Raw genomic sequence first — 20,163 nt, 5'->3', positions numbered from 1 at the left:
ACTATGACTCTTGATGAAACATATATGTCCCGGGCGCTGGAACTGGCGTATCAGGGGCGTTTTACAACATCTCCGAACCCGAACGTGGGTTGTGTCATCGTCAAAGATGATCAAATAATAGGAGAAGGTTTTCATTTACGTGCGGGCGAACCTCATGCAGAAGTTCATGCTCTTCGCATGGCTGGTAACAAAGCAGAAGGTGCAACGGCCTATGTTACCCTTGAGCCATGCAGCCACCACGGTAAAACGCCTCCTTGTGCTGATGCTTTGATTGCCGCAGGTATAAGTCGTGTTGTGGTGGCAATGCAGGATCCTAATCCACAAGTTGCGGGACGTGGTTTATATAAATTGCAGCAGGCAGGTATTGCGGTTGAGCATGGTTTAATGATGGAACAGGCCGAAATACTGAATAAAGGATTTCTCAAGCGTATGCGCACTGGGTTTCCTTATCTGCAATTAAAGCTGGGAGCTTCATTGGATGGGCGTACTGCATTGGCATCGGGTGAGAGTAAGTGGATCACATCAGCAGAAGCACGGCAGGATGTACAGAAATTGCGGGCACAGTGCAGTGCTATCCTGAGTTCCAGCGCGACGGTATTAGCAGATGACCCTTCACTGACGGTTCGTTGGAATGAACTGGATGCAGAGACCCAGTCTGTTTATCCTCAAGAACTCTTGCGTCAACCGATCCGTATTATTGTGGACAGCCAAAATCGTGTGACGCCACAACATCAAGTTGTTCAGCAACCAGGGCAATATTGGTTAGTGCACACTGACTCGGCAGGTTCTGATAAAGATGAACAGCACTGGACTGAAAATATTGAGCAGGTTGTTGAAAGGATAGTATTGCCGACACACGGTGCTGGTGTTGATTTGGTTCTGCTGATGATGCAGCTTGGCAAACGTCAGATAAATTCGGTCTGGGCTGAATGTGGGCCAACGCTGGCAGGTGCGTTGTTGTCTTTGGGCTTGGTGGATGAGCTGATCCTCTATATTGCTCCAAAAGTATTGGGAAACAACGCTCGTGGGCTATTTGTTATCCCTGAACTGCAAAAATTATCGGATGCGCCAGAATTTACACTGATGGATGTAAAACAAGTTGGGCCTGATGTGCGTCTTCGTTTACGACCGCGCTAAGTGCTCTGGTTTAACTTTGAACATAAATCAAGACGCAGAGAAAAAGAATGTGATAAGATCCGCGCCCCTGCGGATATGAATAAGATATAAGGAAGGCTATGAACGTAATCAAAGGTGTTGTTGCAGCTCCTGAAGCCCGTATTACTATTGCAATTGCCCGCTTTAACAACTTCATTAATAACAGCCTGCTGGAAGGGGCCGTGGATGCGCTGGAACGCATCGGTCAGGTTTCTTCAGACAATATCACCGTAGTATGGGTTCCGGGAGCTTATGAGTTGCCGTTGACAGTTAAGGCACTGGCTGAATCCAAAAAGTATGATGCGGTTATCGCTTTGGGTACTGTTATCCGTGGCGGTACGGCCCACTTCGAATATGTTGCCGGTGAATGCAGCTCTGGCTTGTCCAGTGTGGCAATGTCCAGCGACATTCCTGTCACATTTGGTGTTCTGACAACCGAAAATATTGAACAGGCAATTGAACGTGCGGGTACTAAAGCGGGCAATAAAGGGGCTGAAGCTGCATTGACCGCATTAGAAATGATTAATGTAATTAAAGCCATCAAGGCTTAAGTTTTTTAGTTTTAATTAAGGGGAATTTTGTGAAACCTGCTGCTCGTCGTCGTGCTCGTGAGTGTGCTGTTCAGGCAATTTATTCATGGCAATTATCCAAAAACAGCATCGCTGATGTTGAATTTCAGTTTCTGTCAGAGCAGGACGTAACTGGTGTTGATGTCACCTATTTCCGTGAATTGCTGTCCGGGGTCGCGGTTAATGCTGCAAAATTGGATGCTTTGATGGCTCCTTATCTTTCCCGCCAGCTTGAAGAGTTAGGTCAGGTGGAAAAAGCCATCTTGCGCGTTGCGATGTTTGAACTAAGCTTTCGTGATGATGTCCCCTACAAAGTGGCTATTAATGAAGGTATCGAATTGGCAAAAACGTTCGGTGCCGAAGATAGTCATAAATTCGTGAATGGGGTATTGGACAAAGCTGGTCCGGTAGCACGTAAAAAAAAGTGATTGCTTGCCAATAGCCCCTATTATAACTCGATGATTTTAAACATAAGGCCGGTTTCCCGGCCTTATGTACACATCGTCAGTCACTTTTTGGAATTCTATTATGGCATGTGGTGAATTTGACCTCATTGCACGTTATTTCAATCGCCATGTTATCCGCCGACGTGATGTGAATCTAGGGATTGGTGATGATTGTGCACTGATGACCGTTGCAGAAAAGCAAGAGCTGGCAGTGACAACGGATACGTTGGTTTCTGGTATTCATTTTCTTCCTGATATTACACCGGAAGATCTGGCGTATAAGGCTCTGGCTGTCAATATCAGTGATCTGGCTGCGGTAGGAGCAGATCCTGCCTGGGCATCGTTGGCTCTGACTTTGCCTACTATCAATGAGGATTGGTTAAAGCGGTTTAGTGATAGTCTGTTTGAACAACTGAACTATTACGGAATGCAGTTAATTGGTGGAGATACGACCAAAGGCCCGATGAGCCTGACTCTGACTGTACATGGTCTGGTTCCGGCTGGCAGAGCACTACATCGTACCGGTGCCAAAAACGGTGATTGGATTTATGTGACCGGAACTTTGGGTGATAGTGCAGCAGGGCTTGCCTTATTGCAGGATCGCCTGACAATCGAAGAGACAGCAATCCAAAACTGGCTTCTCAAGCGCCATCTCCGCCCACAGCCTCGGGTCTTGCAGGGGCAGGCATTGCGTGGTTTGGCCTCTTCTGCTATCGATTTATCTGATGGCTTAATTTCCGATCTGAATCATATTCTGACTGCCAGCCAGTGTGGTGCGCGTATTAACCTGAATGCATTACCTTATTCTGAGGCGATGCAGAAATATGTTCCGCCAGAACAGGCACTAAGTTTGGCATTAAGTGGTGGTGAAGATTACGAGTTATGCTTTACTGTGCCTGAACTGAACCGTGGTGCATTAAATATGGCTTTGGCTCATACAGGAGCCAGTTTCTGCTGTATCGGGCAGATCAGACCAGAATCAGAAGGTATCCGCTACTTTAACAATAATGAAGAGATTGAGCTGGATCTGAAAGGATTCGACCATTTTAAAACCGAAAAAAAGCCGGTAGAAGATTGTCAGACATCAGAGCATGAAGCGAATGACCAAACGGAGGGAACTCATGGATGATGCAAAATGTCGTTTGAGGATGAGCAATCCGTGGCACTTGCTGGCTACCGGATTCGGCAGTGGTTTATCGCCGATTATTCCGGGCACCATGGGTTCAGTCGTTGCTATCCCATTTTGGTTATTGTTGGTACAGTTACCCCAATGGGGGGGCTGGCTGGCTATTTTGTTGGGCACAATTATTGGCTGTGTTATCTGCCAGAAAGCAGCTGATGCTATGCAGGTTGAAGATCCAGGGTGTGTGGTCTGGGATGAATTCATCGGAATGTGGATCACATTAATGGCGATCCCTGTCCTCAACTGGCAATGGGTGTTAGTGGCTTTTGTGGTATTTCGTATTTTCGATATGTGGAAACCGTGGCCGATTCGCTGGTTTGACCGTTATGTGAAAGGCGGGGTTGGTATTATGCTGGATGATATTATCGCCGCGATTTTTGCCGTGATTGTTATCTGGTTGCTGAATTTATATCAACTATTACCTTTCTGATCCTTCCATTTTTAGCGTAGTGATAACTGACTGATTAGCCACTGTATGCAGTGGCTAATTTTACTTTTGTACCCTTAATTTTTATACGAGCCAGAATATTAAAAAATAAATAATCAAAAATATAAACCGCCTTATAAAATAACAATAATGAAAGACAATAATAGCTCGTTGACTTCAAAAACCATAGGCTATACAACGTAGTGGCAAACTTAATGGGTTGTACCACCTGTCACAACAATATCCGATTTATTTTTCCAGACTATCTCAATAGCTGTTTTCAATGCGATAATCATTGTTTCCAGAGACATACTTGGCATCTCAATATGCTCTGCTGCTTGCTGCGGTAAATAAGGTACATGAATAAATCCTCCACGAACAGCAGGGTATTTATGTGACAGATAATGTAATAAGCCATACATTACATGGTTACAGACAAAAGTACCGGCTGTTTGAGAGACAGAAGCGGGAATACCTGCTGTCTTTAGTTCATTGACTATTGCTTTGATAGGGAGGCTGGAGAAATAAGCCGCAGGGCCTCCGGCAATAACGGGAGTATCAATTGGCTGTTTACCTGCATTATCAGCAATTCTGGCATCGTTGATATTGATTGCGACCCGCTCTACGCTGATATTTGGCCGGCCTCCTGCCAGCCCGACGGAAATCACCATTTCCGGCTGATGCTTATCAATGGCGGCATAAAGTTGTTCCAGTGAAGTATCAAAAATACAGGAGAGTTGCTCAATTTCAATGTTTACATCGGCAATTTGGTTGCCTTGCAGTGGTTTTATCGCTTCCCATGAAGGATTGATGGTTTCGCTCCCAAAAGGCTCAAAACCAGTGATTAAAATTGTTTTCATAGCTGTTTCCTGTCGTTATTTTATAAGTATGTTTTTATAATTAATGTATTTATAACCAATATATTTATAACTAATTGTTTATATGAACATCAAAAAATAGAGTAAAAAAACGTTGGTAATCAGTAAGATACATCCAGTAGGAATTTGCGCCTTAATAACGGCATTTCGATCAGGTAGCTCCAATAGCGCAGCCGGGACGAGATTAAAATTTGCTGCCATTGGTGTCATCAACGTACCACAATAGCCGGAAAACATCCCGATTGCTGCCATCACTGCCGGATTGCCACCATGTTGCAAGATCAGAATAGGAATACCAACCCCCGCCGTCACAATAGGAAAAGCAGCAAAAGCATTTCCCATGATCATGGTTAGTAATGCCATGCAAAATACATAAGCCATTACAGCGATAAATCGGTTATCGACAGCCAGATAACTCTCCGTCAGATGGGAAATAATTGTGCCCACTCCTGCGGCAGTAAACAGTAATCCGAGAGTTGCCAGAATTTGCGGTAAAATAAACACACAGCCGATAGAATCCAACAATCGGCGAGTTTCTTGCATAGGCTGCATGATTTTTTCGTGGGTGATATATATGGCGATGACCAATGCGATCAGACAGCCAAGGCTAATAGAAAACAGTGTAGCCAGCGTCGTATGATTACCTTCGCCAAAAATGGCTCGTTCTAATCCTGAGACATGATTAAACAGCAAAACGCCAATCATAGTGACAACGGGAATAAGCAGAGCGGGTAAAAATAAGCGATTGCCGAGACGAGCTGCACTTTCCTGCCGCTGTTTCGGTGTAGGTTGGTGGTAGTTACCTAAACGTACTCCGCCAAACCCTGCGAGCAGAGCCATTACAACCACCAGAATTCCCACTCCGATATGGATAATTCTTGTTGCATGAGTTTCGTCGCTGATCCGGATCTCTATCAGACGGTAGCTCCAGTCTCCCAATAGAAAAATAAAGCCATAAAGTCCCCAAAACAGGCCGGTAGTCAAGCGACGGGGATTAGTTTTATCGCGCCAGGACATCACAGTAACAATAAGTAAAATAGCACCAGCTAAGTAGTAGAGATACTGTAATTGAAACATTATCTTACCTCCTTACTGGCCTGCTTTATAGGATTTAAAGGTGCGTGATTCAGGGAAGCAATTTCTTTGGCAAGCCTGCTATCAAGGCGATATAGCCTAACTGAATGGATTAGAAAAGCGCAAATAGCGGTCGGAATGCCCCACATGGCGATATGCAGAGGTTCAGTCTGGATGCCAGCGGAGTTCAGCATAAAATTGTGCATAAATATAATGGCACCGAACGCGACAAAGATATCTTCACCGAAAAATAATCCGGTATTATCCGTTGCAGCGGACATAGCACGGATCCGGTAACGGACATGGTCAGGCAAATCACCATATTGATTCTTGGCAGCCCCTTCTGCCATAGGTGCCAACAGTGGACGAACCATTTGTGGATGCCCACCCAGACTGGTTAATCCCAGAGCAGCAGAGGTTTCACGTACAAATAAATAGATGATCAATAGACGTCCTGCTGTGGCGCTTTTGATATGGGAAATTGTGCGTTGGGCTTGTTCTTTTAACCCATGCCTTTCCAGCAGGCCGATGATGACTAAGGGCAGTAAAATAATCAGCGGTAGATTCAGTGTATTAAGAAACCCGGAGCCGAGTTTTTCCAGAATATCGAGGATTGGCATACCGGCGGCTAACCCAGTAACCAGCCCTGCAATTGTTACAATCAAAACAGGATTGAACTTCAGAATAAAGCCGACCATGATGACTGCGATCCCAATTAAGGGCCAGAAATTGATTGTGTACTGCATCTTCTACTTCCCCTTTAGATAAATGAAGTGCTGTTCTATTGTCGGTTTAAATTGCATGGATTGTTATCTTATTGTTTTTAAATTGTTGAACAATAAATAGGTTGTGATCAAAGAATGATCAATGCAAATTTGCATCAGATTGCAAAAATGGAATGCAGATCACTTGTTGGTTGAAAAACAGTTTATTTAATGACGCTATTTTGCTAGCTGGCGAGAAGTAAAATATCTGATTGGCAGAAAAGATCTTGAATAATAGAAGAAATATATTCTTAATGAAAATAAAGATATTTTGGGGGTAAAAGAGAAATGAGCTTATTTTATCATAAATAAGATTAATATCCGTGACATTACACGGACATTCAATATTGATACTAGTACTGTTGCGTATGTTTAGAAATTCTTGCTGTAATATAGAGCGATAACTTAGTCTGACTACCTTCTGTTGTGAGTATTACCAATATCTGAAATTCAAATGAAAATACGGCTTTCAGGTTGTAAAAACCTTTCTGGTACTCTACCACTTTAGTTTTATACAAAAATCACTGAAACTAATAACCTGAAAATTTTCACAAGAAAAGTTTCAGGTATGTTAATAGAATTAAAACAGAGTTAATAACACTTTGTCTTTTTATTTTATGGGAGCTAACTCAGATAAACCTGCGATTACTTTTTCAAGGTATTGGCGGGGCAGCCTAAATTAATTCGGATAAATCCTTTTCCTTTATCACCAAAACTACATCCCATTGAAACAGCTATTTGGGCTGGAATGTATTAAATAGTTAGTTGTTGTGATATGCTTCCCGCCTTTTAAGGGTAAAGCATGACCAAAGTTGACATCTATTGCCGTTATTGTCACAAATCAGAACAGGTCAAAGGACATGGAAAAGGGAATGGCGGACATCCTCGTTATCGTTGCTATACCTGCTGTAAGGTTTTTCAGTTGGAATACACTTATCAAGCCTGCAAACCCGGCGTTAAAGAGCAGATTGTCGACATAGCGATGAATAACGGGGGAATTCGTGACACCGCTCGAATCCTGAAAGTCGCAACAGCCACCGTCATGAAAACGTTAAAAACCTCACGCCCCGAAACGTAACGACGCTGCCCCTTGATGGAAATAACATTCAGCTTATCGGTGAAATAGACGAGCAATGGTCATTTGTGGGGAACAAGAAAAATCAACGCTGGTTTTGGTATGTTTGGGAGCCCCGCCTAAAACGAATAGTGGCCCATGTTTTTGGCGATCGCAGTAGAAAAACGTTAGACAAGCTACTTGCTCTCTTATCGCCCTGTAATATTCGGTTTTACTGCACAGATGATTATGTTGTTTATGATAACCTTCCCGAGGAAGATCACCTGACTGGAAAGACGTTTACTCAGCGTATAGAGAGAATGAATTTAACTCAGCGTACTCGAGTAAAAAGACTGAATAGAAAAACTATCAGTTATTCAAAATCCGAAGAAGTGCACGATAAGGTGATAGGGACTTTTATTGAGCGTGAGTACTATTTTTGATATTCAATCTAATTAGTTAATACATGACCAACTAATTCATTTTAGATGGAATGTGAGAAGAGCTTATTATTCATGTAACAGGTTTCATGAGGTGTGAAAATGTGACTTTTGTTGTGATTTTTTATCTTGCTTATTGCCGGGTAAGTAAAGATATCGTTGTCATGACTCTCCTGGAGTGAATAGCCAAATATCACAGACTGAGAGTCTCCAATTACAACTATACCCCATGGATTTCAAGATGCAGCGAGGCGGAAAGGGAACGACAAATTCGTCGGGAACGAATTTGCCCAGTCAAAGGCTGGCCTCCGGTGAGAGGCAGGAGCCTCTCATTATCCCCGGGAGCATAGATAACCGTATGTTTATAAAAACGGTAACTGGGGTGAGTGAATGCAGCCAATAAAGCTGCAACTTGAAAGACGGCGGGTATATATTTGGCAGTGTACTTTAGCTGTGTCTTAATGCTTAACGAGAAAAACCGTCACAAATATCCCTTACTCAAAAATAAGGGTTTTCATGACGGTCTGAGAAGAATTCAGTTGAATCAGACTTTAATGAACTGTTTATTATTCAATACCTTGGATACTTCTTTATTGAGAATATTCAACAGAAGAATTGAACGAGTTTCTCCGTCCGGCTCATCATAAATTGCTTGGATTCCTTCGAAAATTCCTTCAGTAATCAATACAGTGTCGCCAGAAATAGGGGTTTCTGGCGCGGTAAATTCCTGTTCGGTTGCGTTCATCAATTCATCGATTAATTGTTGTGGAACAATAGCTGGGTACGTACTGAAGCGGATAAAATGATTGACTCCGCGTGTTGAATTGACGGTAGTGGTATGAATAACCTCTGGATCAAAATTCACAAAGAGGTAGTTCGGAAAGAGGGGTTCGGTTACGGTTGTCCTTTTACCCCGAACAATTTTTTCAATTTTGGCTGTGGGTGTCAGGCAAATAACATCCTGTCGCTCCAGGTTTTCTATTGCCCGGGAGATTTGCCCGCGTTTACAGTAAATAAGATACCAATTTCCCATAATATTCCGACTCCATTACACAATGTACTTAGCATAACAAAACCGATATACCAGGATCATCTATAAAGTGAAGAATAACAAAACTGATATACAAGGATCACCTATAAAGTGAAAACGCGTTTAGGAAAAAAACATGGTTTTATAGCCAGTAGGTGTTTCTTGCCAGTAAAAGTTCATGTTTTATAGCATCTAACTGTATATTGACCACTTTTATGTATGCTTATGAATTTATTTTATTTTTGCAGATGAAATTAATAAGGATTTACTATTCAAATCAATTGAATTATATCAATAGGTATATTGAAGAAATACATGCTAAAAGAATAGCACTATTTTTAGTGATAGTTTTAGTGACAGAAATAGAAGGTTTAAAATCTTTCAGCATAATGAAGAGTTTTCTGAACAATTTGATAAACAGGTATGGGGCCTGGGTAATGTTTCATTGTATCTCAGCAACCTAATCCACAAGACTACAATAAAATCATTGATTTTTAGTAGGTTATGAGTTTACCTTGTAACCTTTATGGGAGGGCTTATAATGTTTCCTCCCTCCTTGCAAATCGGCACAATTGAATAATATGAAATACCGAGATCTACGAGACTTTCTTTCCCAACTGGAGCAATCTGGTGAATTAAAACGAATTCGTATGGAAGTTGATCCTTATCTGGAAATGACAGAAATCGCGGATCGTACTCTTCGTGCCGGTGGCCCTGCTTTGTTGTTTGAAAATCCAAAAGGATATTCAATGCCGGTTTTATGTAATCTGTTTGGTACTCCTAAACGGGTTGCGATGGGAATGGGGCAGGATGATGTTAAGGCATTGCACGATGTTGGCAACTTATTGGCTTTCCTTAAAGAGCCTGAGCCACCGAAAGGTTTTCGTGACCTGGTAGATAAGCTGCCAAAATTCAAACAAGTTTTGAATATGCCAACTAAGCGCCTTAGTTCTGCGCCTTGTCAGGAACAGGTCTGGGAGGGGGATGAAGTTGATTTGACCCGTATTCCTGTGATGCACTGTTGGCCTGAAGATGCGGCTCCTCTGATAACATGGGGGCTGACTGTAACCAAAGGGCCAAATAAAGAGCGTCAGAATCTGGGTATCTATCGCCAGCAGGTTTTGGGGAAAAATAAACTTATCATGCGGTGGTTATCACACCGTGGTGGTGCGCTTGATTTTCAGGAATGGTGTCAGGCACATCCAGATGAGCGATTCCCTGTTGCTGTTGCACTGGGAGCTGATCCTGCCACAATCTTGGGAGCTGTCACTCCTATCCCTGATACGTTGTCTGAATATGCTTTTGCCGGGCTGTTACGTGGGCATAAAACAGAAGTGGTGAAATGTTTATCTAATGACTTAGAAGTGCCTGCGAGTGCTGAAATTATCCTTGAAGGGTATATTGAACCAGGTGAAATGGCACCAGAAGGGCCATATGGAGACCACACGGGTTATTATAATGAAGTAGATATGTTCCCAGTATTGACCGTCACACATATTACTCAGCGCCGTGATGCCATCTATCATTCCACTTATACAGGGCGTCCACCAGATGAACCCGCTGTATTGGGGGTGGCATTGAATGAAGTGCTAGTACCAATTCTACAAAAGCAATTTCCTGAAATTGTTGATTTTTATCTACCACCGGAAGGGTGTTCTTATCGGCTTGCTGTCGTTACGATGAAAAAACAATATGCAGGGCATGCCAAGCGAGTCATGATGGGGGTCTGGTCATATCTGCGACAATTTATGTACACAAAATTTGTTATTGTCTGTGATGATGATATTAATGCGCGAGAGTGGAATGATGTCATCTGGGCAATAACGACGCGAATGGATCCGCAACGGGATACTGTATTAATGGAAAATACACCAATCGACTATCTCGATTTTGCATCGCCGGTTTCTGGGCTTGGCTCAAAAATGGGATTGGATGCAACAAATAAATGGCCGGGAGAGACACAAAGGGAGTGGGGGCGTCCGATAGTCATGAGTGATGAAATCCGGGCCCGTGTCGATGAGATTTGGGATCAATTAGATATTTTGAAGCGATAAGAGGGAACGCATGACAATACTAAGCTGTAAAATAACATCGGTTGACTCCATTACAGATACAGTTTATCGGGTTCATTTATTACCTGATTCGCCTTTTTCTTTTCGTGCAGGGCAATACCTTATGGTAGTTATGGATGAGCGGGATAAACGTCCTTTCTCCATGGCATCGCCACCATCAGAAAAACAGACGATTGAATTGCATATAGGTGCTTCTGAATTAAATCTATACGCAATGGCGGTGATGGACAGGATCCTGGATCAGAAAGTTATTGATATTGATATTCCACACGGGAAAGCATGGTTTCGTGAAGATAGTAAAAAACCGATGCTATTGGTTGCAGGAGGAACAGGGTTTTCTTATACCCGTTCTATCTTACTGGCCGCATTAGAAAAAGATCCTAATCGCGAGATTGCAATTTACTGGGGTGGCCGCGAATTGCAGCATCTCTACGATTTAGGAGAATTGCAGGCACTAAGTGAATGTTATCCTAATTTAACTGTTGTTCCTGTAGTTGAACAAATTGATGAGAATTGGCATGGAAGAATGGGGACTGTACTAAGTGCTGTTATGGAGGATTTTGGCAGTTTGGCCCCGTATGATATCTATATAGCAGGCCGTTTTGAAATGGCCAAAATTGCCCGTGAACGGTTTTGTAGTGAACGTGATGCTTGCATTGATCACATGTATGGTGATGCATTCGAGTTTATTTGAGCCAATCGTCATACACTTCACTTTTCAGGTGTCTTATTGGCACGAGCATTAACCCCAGTTACATGGTTAGCTATGCTTCTGGGGAATCATCTAATTACTACCTTGATACAACCTGAACTCTATCAAATATAAAAAATAAAAAAACCCGCCCCTGACAGGCGGGAAACTACGGCAACAACTTATTAGAGTGATGCAATAGATAAGACAGACAAGGGGAAAATACTTACATAATTGTCAGATAACTCCAATAACTCAACAATTAGACTTTTTCAACAATCGTGGCAATGCCTTGGCCCAGCCCTATACACATCGTTGCCAACCCGAATTGGACATCTTTACGCTCCATTAAGTTCAGCAAGGTTGTAGTGATACGAGCACCAGAGCAACCCAATGGGTGACCGAGAGCAATAGCACCACCATTCAGGTTGATTCTGTCGTCCATGCTATCCAGCAATTTCAGACCCTTCATACAGGCCAGAGATTGAGCTGCAAATGCTTCGTTTAACTCAATCATGCCAATATCTGAAAGGTTTAAGTTTGCTTTTTTCAATGCCATTTGTGTCGCAGGTACAGGACCATAACCCATGATAGAAGGATCACAACCGACAACCGCCATTGAACGGATACGGGCACGGGGTTTTAGCCCTAATTCACGAGCTTTACTTTCACTCATGATCAACATCGCAGATGCACCATCTGAAAGTGCGGAAGAGTTGCCGGCGGTCACACTGCCTGTGACAGGATCAAAGACGGGACGCAGGGCAGCCAAATCTTTCAGGTTAGTATCGGGGCGGATCACTTCATCAAAATCGATGAGTTTCAGATTACCATCAGCGTCATGGCCTTGGATTGGTGCGATTTCACCAGCAAAGGCTTTTGACTCTGTTGCTTGTGCAGCGCGCTGGTGTGAACGCATGGCGAATTCATCCTGCATTTCGCGGCTGATACCGTGCATTTTCGCCAGCATTTCAGCGGTCAAACCCATCACACCAGCTGCTTTTGCTACATTACGGCTTAATTTAGGATGGAAATCGACACCATGAGTCATCGGTACATGTCCCATATGTTCAACACCACCAATCAATGCAATGTTGGCATCCCCCGTCATGATCATGCGGGCACCATCGTGTAACGATTGCATTGAAGAGCCGCACAGACGGTTTACTGTAAAAGCAGGAACTGAGTGAGGGAGCCCGGCCAGTAAGGCGGCGTTACGGGCAATATTGAAGCCTTGTTCCAGTGTTTGTTGTACACAGCCCCAAGAAATATCGTCGATATGTTCAGGTGGTACTGACGGATTGCGCTTGAGTATCGATTTCATCAAATGTGCAGAGAGATCTTCGGCACGGATCTGACGGAATACTCCACCTTTTGAGCGCCCCATAGGGGTACGGATACCATCAATAATGACTACGTTTTCCATGTTTTCAGACCTCACGCTGTTTCACCGGGATTAACAGCAAGTTTTGCTGCGGCAGGGTAGTAACTTTCATTGCTCTCAGCTTTTGCTTTCAGACCGGCTGGAACTTGGTAAAGTGCGCCTAAATGAGCATAATTTTCAGCCAGTTTCACATAAGCAGCGGTTCCCATCGTATCCAAATAGCGGAAAATACCACCGTGGAATGGAGGGAAGCCTAAACCGTAAACCAGTGCCATATCTGCTTCCGCAGGGCTGGCAATAACACCTTCTTCCAGGCAGCGAACAACCTCGTTAATCATTGGGATCATGGTCCGGGCAATGATCTCTTCGCCAGAGAAAGTCTGTTTAGGTTGACTAACGTCTGCTAGTAATTGATCTGTGGTTTCGTCTTGCTCTTTTTTCGGTTTGCCTTTTTTGTCTTGGGTGTATTTATAGAAACCAACACCATTTTTCTGACCATAACGTTGGTTTTCAAACAATACATCAATGGCATCCCGGTAATCGCGGCTCATACGGTCAGGGAAACCTTGCGCCATAACACTCTGGGCATGGTGAGCAGTATCGATACCAACAACATCAATGAGGTAAGCAGGGCCCATTGGCCAGCCAAATTCTTTTTCCATGATTTTGTCGATTTGACGGAAATCACCGCCATCGCGCAATAACATGCCGAAGCCGGCCAGATAAGGGAACAGGACACGGTTTACGAAAAATCCAGGGCAGTCATTGACAACGATTGGCGTTTTACCCATTTTGCTGGCGTAAGCGACAACAGTAGAAATCGTTTTATCTGATGTTTTTTCCCCACGAATGATCTCAACCAATGGCATACGGTGAACTGGGTTGAAGAAGTGCATACCACAGAAATTTTCTGGCCGTTTTAAGGATTTTGCCAGTTCAGTGATTGGAATTGTGGAGGTGTTAGATGCCAGAATGCAGTCATCATTAATATGGGATTCTGTTTCTGCTAGAACTGCGGCTTTAATTTTCGGATTTTCAACGACGGCTTCAACAACAACTTGTGACTGCTCAATGCCAGCATAATTCAGAGTTGGTTGAATGGATGACAGCATTTTAGCCATCTTCATCGCATCCAGACGTCCGCGTTCAAATTGCTTATTCAACAGTTTAGCCGCTTCATTAATACCTAAATCCAGCGCTTTCTGATTAATATCTTTCATCAGCACTGGAACACCCTTACGTGCTGATTGGTAAGCGATGCCGCCTCCCATAATGCCTGCACCCAGAACGGCAGCGTGCTGAGGAGTGGAGACTTCTTTCAGATGTTTTTTTGCCAGACTTTTTACATATTGGTCATTCAGGAAAATGCCGACTAAAGCGCGAGCAACAGAAGTGTGTGCTAATGCAACAAAACTCTCGCTTTCCAGTTTCAATGCTTCATCACGACCCAATGTGGCAGCTTTCTCAATGGTTTTCACGGCAGTAATTGGAGCAGGATAATGAGGGCCTGCAACTTTCATTACCATACCTTTTGCCACGGTGAAGCTCATAGTGCGCTCAACTTCGTTGAGGCTCAGTGGTGACAGCTTAGGCTGGCGGGCAGCTTTCCAGTCCAAGTCACCTTTGATGGCTTGTTCCAAAATAGAAACAGCAGCATCAATAAGTTTTTCAGCAGGGACAACCGCATCCACTAAACCGTTTTTCAGTGCTTCTTCTGCACTGATATCTTTGCCTGCGGTAATAATCTCAAGGGCGTTGTCAGTACCAATTAGGCGTGGCATACGGACGGAGCCACCGAAGCCCGGCATAATACCTAGTTTAGTTTCTGGCAAACCAATTCGAAGATCTGGTGACGCAATACGAAAATCAGTGGCAAGTACTAGCTCACAACCGCCGCCAAGCGCATACCCATTGATTGCGGAGATTGTTGGAACAGGAAGATCTTCAATTCGGTTGAAAATATTGTTAGCGAGATTCAGCAGTTCATGAAGTTTTTCTGCTGGTGCGCTGAATAAGGATAAAAATTCTGTAATATCTGCACCAACAATAAAGGCTTGTTTTTCAGAACGTATTAACAATCCTTTTAATTTAGATTGTTGCTCAAGGGTAGCAACGGCTTTATCTAGTGATGTAACAGTTTTTGTGTCTAATTTATTAATTGCAGCTGGCGCATTGAAGATCAGTTCTGCAATGCCATCTTTCAGCCAGTTTACTTGAATAGTTTCACTTAGGTAGAGCATGTCATTCTCCTCAATGAGTGCATACCATCTGGTATGACCAGATGTGGTTGATTGTGATTAGTGTGTTAAGTGAATGCAAATCAATGATTAATTTTTTGTAGGGCGGATCACAGGTAAGATTTATGATGGGTAGTGATATTTTTTATTATTGCATTGAAAAATATAAATATTATCAGTTAATTCCTATGAAATGGATTTTCTGCTATGACACTAAAAAAAAGGAATTGTGATAAAATTTAAATTCCGGCCAGATAACTTAAAGGCTAATAAAATGGAAAAGTTGGCATCTCTGTACCAAGAACATATTAAAATATTGCAAAAACGTGCCAGAGAAATATTGGCACGTAGCCAGTTAGACGCCCTGCTTATTCACTCTGGTGAGTTATTACGAGTGTTTCTTGATGATAGCCATTATCCTTTCAAGGCAAATGCGCATTTTAAAGCATGGGTTCCTGTAACCAATGTACCGAATTGCTGGTTATGGATCGATGGTACTAATAAACCCAAGCTATGGTTTTACTCCCCGGTGGATTATTGGCACAGTGTGGAGCCGTTGCCTCATGGTTATTGGACTGAAGAAGTAGACATGATTCATTTGGCTAAGGCTGATGATATCAAAACTGCACTGAATGGGTTACCAAAACAACACACGGCATATATCGGTGAGCAAGTTGAACGTGCAAAATCTTTGGGGCTCCTCAATCAAAATATCAACCCTAAAGTGGTTTTAGATTATTTAAGCTACCATCGTTCATATAAAACCGATTATGAACTGGCTTGTATGCGTGAAGCGCAGAAAACGGCTGTTAATGGTCATATGGCTGCACATGATGCATTTCTATCGGGTGTCAGTGAATTCGAAATCAATATGTTCTACTTAATAGCAACAGGCCACCGTGATACTGATGTACCTTATAATAATATTATTGCCTTGAATGAAAATGCGGCAGTTTTGCATTACACAAAGTTACAACAGACAGTACCTTCTGAAATTCGCAGTTTTTTGATTGATGCCGGGGCGGAATATAATGGCTACGCAGCGGATATCACCCGAACTTATGCAGCAAAATCCAACAGCGAATTCGCCGCTCTGATTAAAGGATTGAATGATGAGCAGCAGGCGATTATAGCCACGATTAAAGCTGGTGGTCGATACACCGATTACCATATTAATATGCATCATCGTATAGCCAAACTGCTGAAAAAACACGATATCATTACTGGAATTAGTGAAGAAGTCATGGTTGAAAAAGGCCTAACTACGCCATTTTTCCCACATGGACTTGGTCATCAACTTGGCTTACAGGTGCATGATTCTGCAGGGTTAATGCAGGATGATAGCGGAACTCATTTGGCTGCGCCGGAAATGTATTCTTACCTGCGTTGTACACGTATTTTAGAGCCGGGAATGGTTTTGACCATTGAGCCGGGTCTTTATTTCATTGAAACTTTATTGACGCCTTGGCGTGAAAGTGAATACAGCAAACATTTCGATTGGAAAAAAATCGATATGCTTAAGCTTTATGGCGGTACTCGCATTGAGGATAATATCGTTATTCACGATGGAAGAATTGAAAATATGACCAGAGATTTGCAGTTGTCGTAATGAAGCCTTATTTAATCCCTGCGGCTTCAGTTAGTTTTACTGAAGAAATAAAGAAAAGTCGTTTTATTACCCTGTTGGAACATACCAGCGGGGTAGATGAGGCAAAAGCATTTATCCAAGGTATCAAGGAACAATATCCTGATGCCCGGCATCACTGCTGGGCTTTTGTCGCAGGTGCGCCTGATGACTCTCAGCAATTAGGGTTTTCAGATGACGGAGAGCCTACCGGAACTGCGGGTAAACCGATGATTGCACAATTAATAGGAAGTGGCTTAGGAGAGATCACCGCAGTATCAGTTCGTTATTTTGGTGGTATCAAGCTTGGTACAGGTGGGTTGGTGAAAGCCTATGGCAATGGCGTTCAGCAGGCACTTAAACTATTGGAAAAAAAGTATAAAGTGCCGCAAAAACTGTATCAGATACAGTGTGAATATGCACAAATTTCCATGGTGGAACAATTGTTACAGCAATTTTCAGGGCAAGTGCTCGCTAGTGTGTATACTGAAAATGTTACATTACAAATATCATTACCTGCTACTCTTGCAGAGGAAATAGGTAATAGACTACGTGACTTAAGTCGCGGCACGCTGTTTTTAACGTCAAAAAAATAACTATCTTGTAATACCGGATTTCAAAGGAACCTGCTGAATGCATTTTCGCACCATAACTCGTATTGTCGGGCTACTTGTTATTATTTTCTCTGTCACAATGATTATTCCGGGGTTGGTGGCATTGATTTACCGAGATGGTGCAGGCAGAGCTTTCAGTCAGACATTCATCTTTGCGCTCTTTATTGGTTTAATACTATGGATACCCAATCGGGAACAAAAACATGAATTGAAACCTAAAGAGGGTTTCCTAATTGTTGTTTTGTTCTGGACAGTATTGGGCAGTGTTGGAGCATTACCTTTTATTTTCTCTGAAAAACCTAACCTTTCGGTTACAGATGCTTTTTTTGAATCCTTTTCTGGCCTGACAACAACAGGGGCGACGACGCTTGTTGGTCTTGATTCTCTTCCTAAGGCAATTCTCTTTTATCGGCAAATGCTGCAATGGTTGGGGGGAATGGGAATTATTGTATTGGCTGTTGCGATCCTGCCTTTATTGGGAGTCGGTGGAATGCAGCTTTATCGGGCTGAAATGCCGGGACCGTTAAAAGATAATAAAATGCGTCCTCGTATTGCGGAAACAGCTAAGACCCTTTGGCTGATTTATGTTTTATTGACCATTGCCTGTACTATTGCACTATGGGCAGCAGGAATGTCGGTTTTTGATGCGATTTCTCATAGCTTTTCTACCATTGCAATCGGTGGTTTTTCAACACACGATGCCAGTGTGGGATTTTTCAATAATCCGACAATTAATACTATTATTGCGATTTTTTTGCTGATTTCCGGTTGTAACTTCGGCCTGCATTTTGCTGTGCTTTCCGGGCGAAGTTTGACAGTCTACTGGCGTGACCCTGAATTTCGCATGTTTATCAGTATCCAGTTGGCATTAGTCGTACTGTGTACACTGGTTTTATGGCAGCATTCTGTTTATGAATCCAAATTAAATGCACTTAATCATGCTTTCTTCCAGGTTGTTTCAATGGCAACGACGGCTGGGTTTACAACAGACAGTTTTGCCAAATGGCCTCTGTTTCTGCCGTTTCTACTATTATGCTCTGCATTTATTGGTGGATGTGCCGGATCAACTGGTGGTGGTTTGAAAGTCATCCGTATTTTACTCTTATTTCTACAAGGCTCCCGCGAACTGAAACGTCTGGTGCATCCGAACGCGGTATATACTATTAAATTGGGACGTCGGGCATTGCCGGAAAAAATTATTGAAGCAGTCTGGGGTTTTTTCTCCGCTTACGCATTGGTTTTCATCATTAGTATGTTGCTACTGATAGCAACGGGTGTTGATGAGTTCTCTGCCTTTTCAGCTATTGCCGCAACATTGAATAACTTGGGGCCAGGGTTGGGAACCGTAGCGGATAACTTCACTACGATGAATCCCACAGCCAAGTGGATATTGGTAGTTACGATGTTGTTCGGACGGTTGGAAGTTTTCACTTTATTAGTCCTATTCACACCAACTTTCTGGCGCGACTAGTTATGAGATGATTCGTTATTTAAAAGGACGTATCTATGAACTACTTACTGCTCTATTCCACACAGGATGGACAGACTAAGAAAATTATTACTCGTATCGCGGAAAATATTCGTCGTGCGGGTATAGGATGTGATTTAAGGGATCTTGCTACAGTTAAGCACATGAATTTAGCTCCTTACCATAAAGTGATGGTAGGAGCTTCAATACACTATGGTCACTTTAATTCTGCGTTGTATAAGTTTGTCACGAGCCATCAAAAGCAATTGAATCAACTGCCGACAGCATTCTTTAGTGTCAATTTAACCGCGAGAAAACCAGGAAAAAATACACCGGAAACGAATGCCTATTTACGCAAGTTCTTGACAAAAAGCCCGTGGAAGCCAGATTTGTGTGATGTTTTTGCAGGAGCTTTATTTTATCCCCGTTATCATTGGTTTGATCGCATCATGATTCAATTCATTATGCGTATGACGGGAGGAGAAACGGATACAACCAAAGAGATTGAATACACCGATTGGGCTAAAGTAGATCATTTTTCAAAGATGTTTTTACAGTTAGCGTGTCAAAAAGCGCCTTAAAAGCAATCTATTCGCTGATTGTTGCGTCGTTTTGTTGAAAAAAAAACGCGAACAGAAAAAAAATGCAAAAAAACTATTGTCAGCACCGAAAAACGCCCTATAATGCGCCCCCATTGACCGACGCTGAGCTGAAACACGCCGCGCCGGCCAGGGAGAAAAAAGCGAAAATAAACGCTTGACTCCGGAGGCGAAAAGCGTAAGATACGCAACCCGGAACGAACGTTCGGTTGCACCGCTCTTTAACAAGTTAATCAGACAATCTGTGTGGGCACTCGCAGGACACTATCGAAAAGCCGCAAGGCAAAAAAGATTAAAGTCTTGAAGAGTGACTGAACAGTTAATTCATTATGAACTAACAGCAGACAGTTTAATTCTTTGAGCAGCAAACTTTTAATTGAAGAGTTTGATCATGGCTCAGATTGAACGCTGGCGGCAGGCCTAACACATGCAAGTCGGGCGGCAGCGGGAGGAA

The 20,163-nt window shown here is 42.9% G+C and carries 18 protein-coding genes, 1 rRNA gene and 1 pseudogene; 13 read left to right on the top strand and 7 right to left on the bottom strand.

Annotation, left to right across the window (positions count from 1 at the left end):
* Positions 1-3 precede the first annotated feature (3 nt).
* The 5 genes from ribD (at position 4) to pgpA (ending at position 3,783) form a co-directional block, all read left to right on the top strand.
* Positions 4-1,137 carry a bifunctional diaminohydroxyphosphoribosylaminopyrimidine deaminase/5-amino-6-(5-phosphoribosylamino)uracil reductase RibD gene (gene ribD / locus Xbud_RS07685; protein WP_099135520.1) on the top strand — a complete coding sequence of 378 codons (1,134 nt, stop codon included), beginning with the start codon at positions 4-6 and terminating at the stop codon, positions 1,135-1,137.
* Positions 1,138-1,235: 98 nt separating this feature from the next.
* The gene (ribH, locus tag Xbud_RS07680) at positions 1,236-1,706 is read left to right on the top strand and encodes a 6,7-dimethyl-8-ribityllumazine synthase (RefSeq protein WP_099135519.1); all 471 of its coding nucleotides are present in this window, start codon (positions 1,236-1,238) and stop codon (positions 1,704-1,706) included.
* Positions 1,707-1,735: 29 nt separating this feature from the next.
* Positions 1,736-2,152: a transcription antitermination factor NusB gene (gene nusB, locus Xbud_RS07675; protein WP_099135518.1), complete on the top strand. Its 417-nt coding sequence runs from the start codon at positions 1,736-1,738 to the stop codon at positions 2,150-2,152.
* Between the two features lie 100 nt (positions 2,153-2,252).
* Entirely contained in the window at positions 2,253-3,299 is a 1,047-nt protein-coding gene (gene thiL / locus Xbud_RS07670) for a thiamine-phosphate kinase (RefSeq protein ID WP_099135517.1), read from the top strand.
* Positions 3,292-3,783, top strand: a complete 492-nt coding sequence (pgpA, locus tag Xbud_RS07665) for a phosphatidylglycerophosphatase A (RefSeq protein WP_099135516.1) — start codon at positions 3,292-3,294, stop codon at positions 3,781-3,783. The genes thiL and pgpA overlap by 8 nt, the downstream gene beginning before the upstream one ends.
* Before the next feature lie 209 nt (positions 3,784-3,992).
* On the opposite strand, the gene pcp is transcribed toward pgpA, so the two are convergent.
* From pcp to Xbud_RS20420, 4 genes and pseudogenes are all read right to left on the bottom strand, one after another.
* Positions 3,993-4,640 (bottom strand): pyroglutamyl-peptidase I, encoded by a 648-nt coding sequence (pcp, locus tag Xbud_RS07660; RefSeq protein ID WP_099135515.1) that lies wholly within the window; start codon positions 4,638-4,640, stop codon positions 3,993-3,995.
* Between the two features lie 78 nt (positions 4,641-4,718).
* Complete coding sequence (locus Xbud_RS07655; RefSeq protein WP_211283506.1) at positions 4,719-5,738, bottom strand: DUF979 domain-containing protein; 1,020 nt, start codon at positions 5,736-5,738, stop codon at positions 4,719-4,721.
* Positions 5,735-6,478, bottom strand: a complete 744-nt coding sequence (locus Xbud_RS07650) for a DUF969 domain-containing protein (RefSeq protein ID WP_099135513.1) — start codon at positions 6,476-6,478, stop codon at positions 5,735-5,737. The genes Xbud_RS07655 and Xbud_RS07650 overlap by 4 nt, the downstream gene beginning before the upstream one ends.
* A gap of 628 nt (positions 6,479-7,106) precedes the next feature.
* A pseudogene (locus Xbud_RS20420) lies at positions 7,107-7,240 on the bottom strand (aminotransferase); the annotation flags it as partial.
* Between the two features lie 58 nt (positions 7,241-7,298).
* On the opposite strand from Xbud_RS20420, the gene Xbud_RS07640 reads away from it, so the two are divergent.
* Positions 7,299-7,993 (top strand): IS1 family transposase gene (locus Xbud_RS07640; RefSeq protein WP_099135512.1). Its coding sequence is split into 2 segments (ribosomal slippage): positions 7,299-7,554 and positions 7,554-7,993, totalling 696 coding nucleotides; the frame shifts between segments, so codons are not numbered across the junction.
* A gap of 541 nt (positions 7,994-8,534) precedes the next feature.
* Here Xbud_RS07640 and rfaH read toward each other — a convergent pair.
* The gene (gene rfaH / locus Xbud_RS07630; RefSeq protein WP_099135510.1) at positions 8,535-9,023 is read right to left on the bottom strand and encodes a transcription/translation regulatory transformer protein RfaH; all 489 of its coding nucleotides are present in this window, start codon (positions 9,021-9,023) and stop codon (positions 8,535-8,537) included.
* 578 nt (positions 9,024-9,601) lie between these two features.
* Here rfaH and ubiD point away from each other — a divergent pair.
* Positions 9,602-11,074, top strand: a complete 1,473-nt coding sequence (gene ubiD / locus Xbud_RS07625; protein WP_099135509.1) for a 4-hydroxy-3-polyprenylbenzoate decarboxylase — start codon at positions 9,602-9,604, stop codon at positions 11,072-11,074.
* Between the two features lie 10 nt (positions 11,075-11,084).
* Positions 11,085-11,786, top strand: coding sequence for an NAD(P)H-flavin reductase (gene fre / locus Xbud_RS07620; RefSeq protein WP_099135508.1), 702 nt, complete (start codon positions 11,085-11,087; stop codon positions 11,784-11,786).
* 259 nt (positions 11,787-12,045) lie between these two features.
* Here the strand turns inward: fre and fadA are convergent, their stop codons facing one another.
* Together fadA and fadB are read right to left on the bottom strand one after the other, a co-directional pair.
* Positions 12,046-13,209 (bottom strand): acetyl-CoA C-acyltransferase FadA, encoded by a 1,164-nt coding sequence (gene fadA, locus Xbud_RS07615; protein ID WP_099135507.1) that lies wholly within the window; start codon positions 13,207-13,209, stop codon positions 12,046-12,048.
* Positions 13,210-13,220: 11 nt separating this feature from the next.
* Positions 13,221-15,407: a fatty acid oxidation complex subunit alpha FadB gene (gene fadB, locus Xbud_RS07610; RefSeq protein WP_099135506.1), complete on the bottom strand. Its 2,187-nt coding sequence runs from the start codon at positions 15,405-15,407 to the stop codon at positions 13,221-13,223.
* 271 nt (positions 15,408-15,678) lie between these two features.
* Here fadB and pepQ point away from each other — a divergent pair, with 271 nt between their 5' ends.
* The 5 genes from pepQ to Xbud_RS07585 all read left to right on the top strand — a co-directional run.
* On the top strand, positions 15,679-17,013 hold the full coding sequence (pepQ, locus tag Xbud_RS07605) for a Xaa-Pro dipeptidase (protein ID WP_099135649.1): 1,335 nt from the start codon (positions 15,679-15,681) through the stop codon (positions 17,011-17,013).
* Positions 17,013-17,624 carry an IMPACT family protein gene (locus Xbud_RS07600; RefSeq protein ID WP_099135505.1) on the top strand — a complete coding sequence of 204 codons (612 nt, stop codon included), beginning with the start codon at positions 17,013-17,015 and terminating at the stop codon, positions 17,622-17,624. Before pepQ ends, Xbud_RS07600 begins: the two co-directional genes overlap by 1 nt.
* A 37-nt stretch (positions 17,625-17,661) precedes the next feature.
* Positions 17,662-19,113, top strand: a complete 1,452-nt coding sequence (gene trkH, locus Xbud_RS07595; protein ID WP_099135504.1) for a Trk system potassium transporter TrkH — start codon at positions 17,662-17,664, stop codon at positions 19,111-19,113.
* A gap of 35 nt (positions 19,114-19,148) precedes the next feature.
* The gene (gene hemG, locus Xbud_RS07590) at positions 19,149-19,691 is read left to right on the top strand and encodes a menaquinone-dependent protoporphyrinogen IX dehydrogenase (RefSeq protein ID WP_099135503.1); all 543 of its coding nucleotides are present in this window, start codon (positions 19,149-19,151) and stop codon (positions 19,689-19,691) included.
* Between the two features lie 391 nt (positions 19,692-20,082).
* Positions 20,083-20,163, top strand: a 16S ribosomal RNA gene (locus Xbud_RS07585); the annotation flags it as partial.

The sequence above is a fragment of the Xenorhabdus budapestensis genome, from assembly GCF_002632465.1.
Taxonomy (GTDB): Bacteria; Pseudomonadota; Gammaproteobacteria; order Enterobacterales; family Enterobacteriaceae; genus Xenorhabdus; species Xenorhabdus budapestensis.
This window is presented reverse-complemented; position numbering and strand designations above follow the sequence as displayed.

Excerpts from the sequence above, each read along its gene's own strand:
- ribD (WP_099135520.1), top strand. The coding sequence starts at position 4 with ATGACTCTTGATGAAACATATATGTCCCGGGCGCTGGAACTGGCGTAT.
- ribH (WP_099135519.1), top strand. The coding sequence starts at position 1,236 with ATGAACGTAATCAAAGGTGTTGTTGCAGCTCCTGAAGCCCGTATTACT.
- thiL (WP_099135517.1), top strand. The coding sequence starts at position 2,253 with ATGGCATGTGGTGAATTTGACCTCATTGCACGTTATTTCAATCGCCAT.
- pgpA (WP_099135516.1), top strand. The coding sequence starts at position 3,292 with ATGGATGATGCAAAATGTCGTTTGAGGATGAGCAATCCGTGGCACTTG.
- pcp (WP_099135515.1), bottom strand. The coding sequence starts at position 4,640 with ATGAAAACAATTTTAATCACTGGTTTTGAGCCTTTTGGGAGCGAAACC.
- Xbud_RS07650 (WP_099135513.1), bottom strand. The coding sequence starts at position 6,478 with ATGCAGTACACAATCAATTTCTGGCCCTTAATTGGGATCGCAGTCATC.
- rfaH (WP_099135510.1), bottom strand. The coding sequence starts at position 9,023 with ATGGGAAATTGGTATCTTATTTACTGTAAACGCGGGCAAATCTCCCGG.
- ubiD (WP_099135509.1), top strand. The coding sequence starts at position 9,602 with ATGAAATACCGAGATCTACGAGACTTTCTTTCCCAACTGGAGCAATCT.
- fre (WP_099135508.1), top strand. The coding sequence starts at position 11,085 with ATGACAATACTAAGCTGTAAAATAACATCGGTTGACTCCATTACAGAT.
- fadA (WP_099135507.1), bottom strand. The coding sequence starts at position 13,209 with ATGGAAAACGTAGTCATTATTGATGGTATCCGTACCCCTATGGGGCGC.
- fadB (WP_099135506.1), bottom strand. The coding sequence starts at position 15,407 with ATGCTCTACCTAAGTGAAACTATTCAAGTAAACTGGCTGAAAGATGGC.
- pepQ (WP_099135649.1), top strand. The coding sequence starts at position 15,679 with ATGGAAAAGTTGGCATCTCTGTACCAAGAACATATTAAAATATTGCAA.
- Xbud_RS07600 (WP_099135505.1), top strand. The coding sequence starts at position 17,013 with ATGAAGCCTTATTTAATCCCTGCGGCTTCAGTTAGTTTTACTGAAGAA.
- trkH (WP_099135504.1), top strand. The coding sequence starts at position 17,662 with ATGCATTTTCGCACCATAACTCGTATTGTCGGGCTACTTGTTATTATT.
- hemG (WP_099135503.1), top strand. The coding sequence starts at position 19,149 with ATGAACTACTTACTGCTCTATTCCACACAGGATGGACAGACTAAGAAA.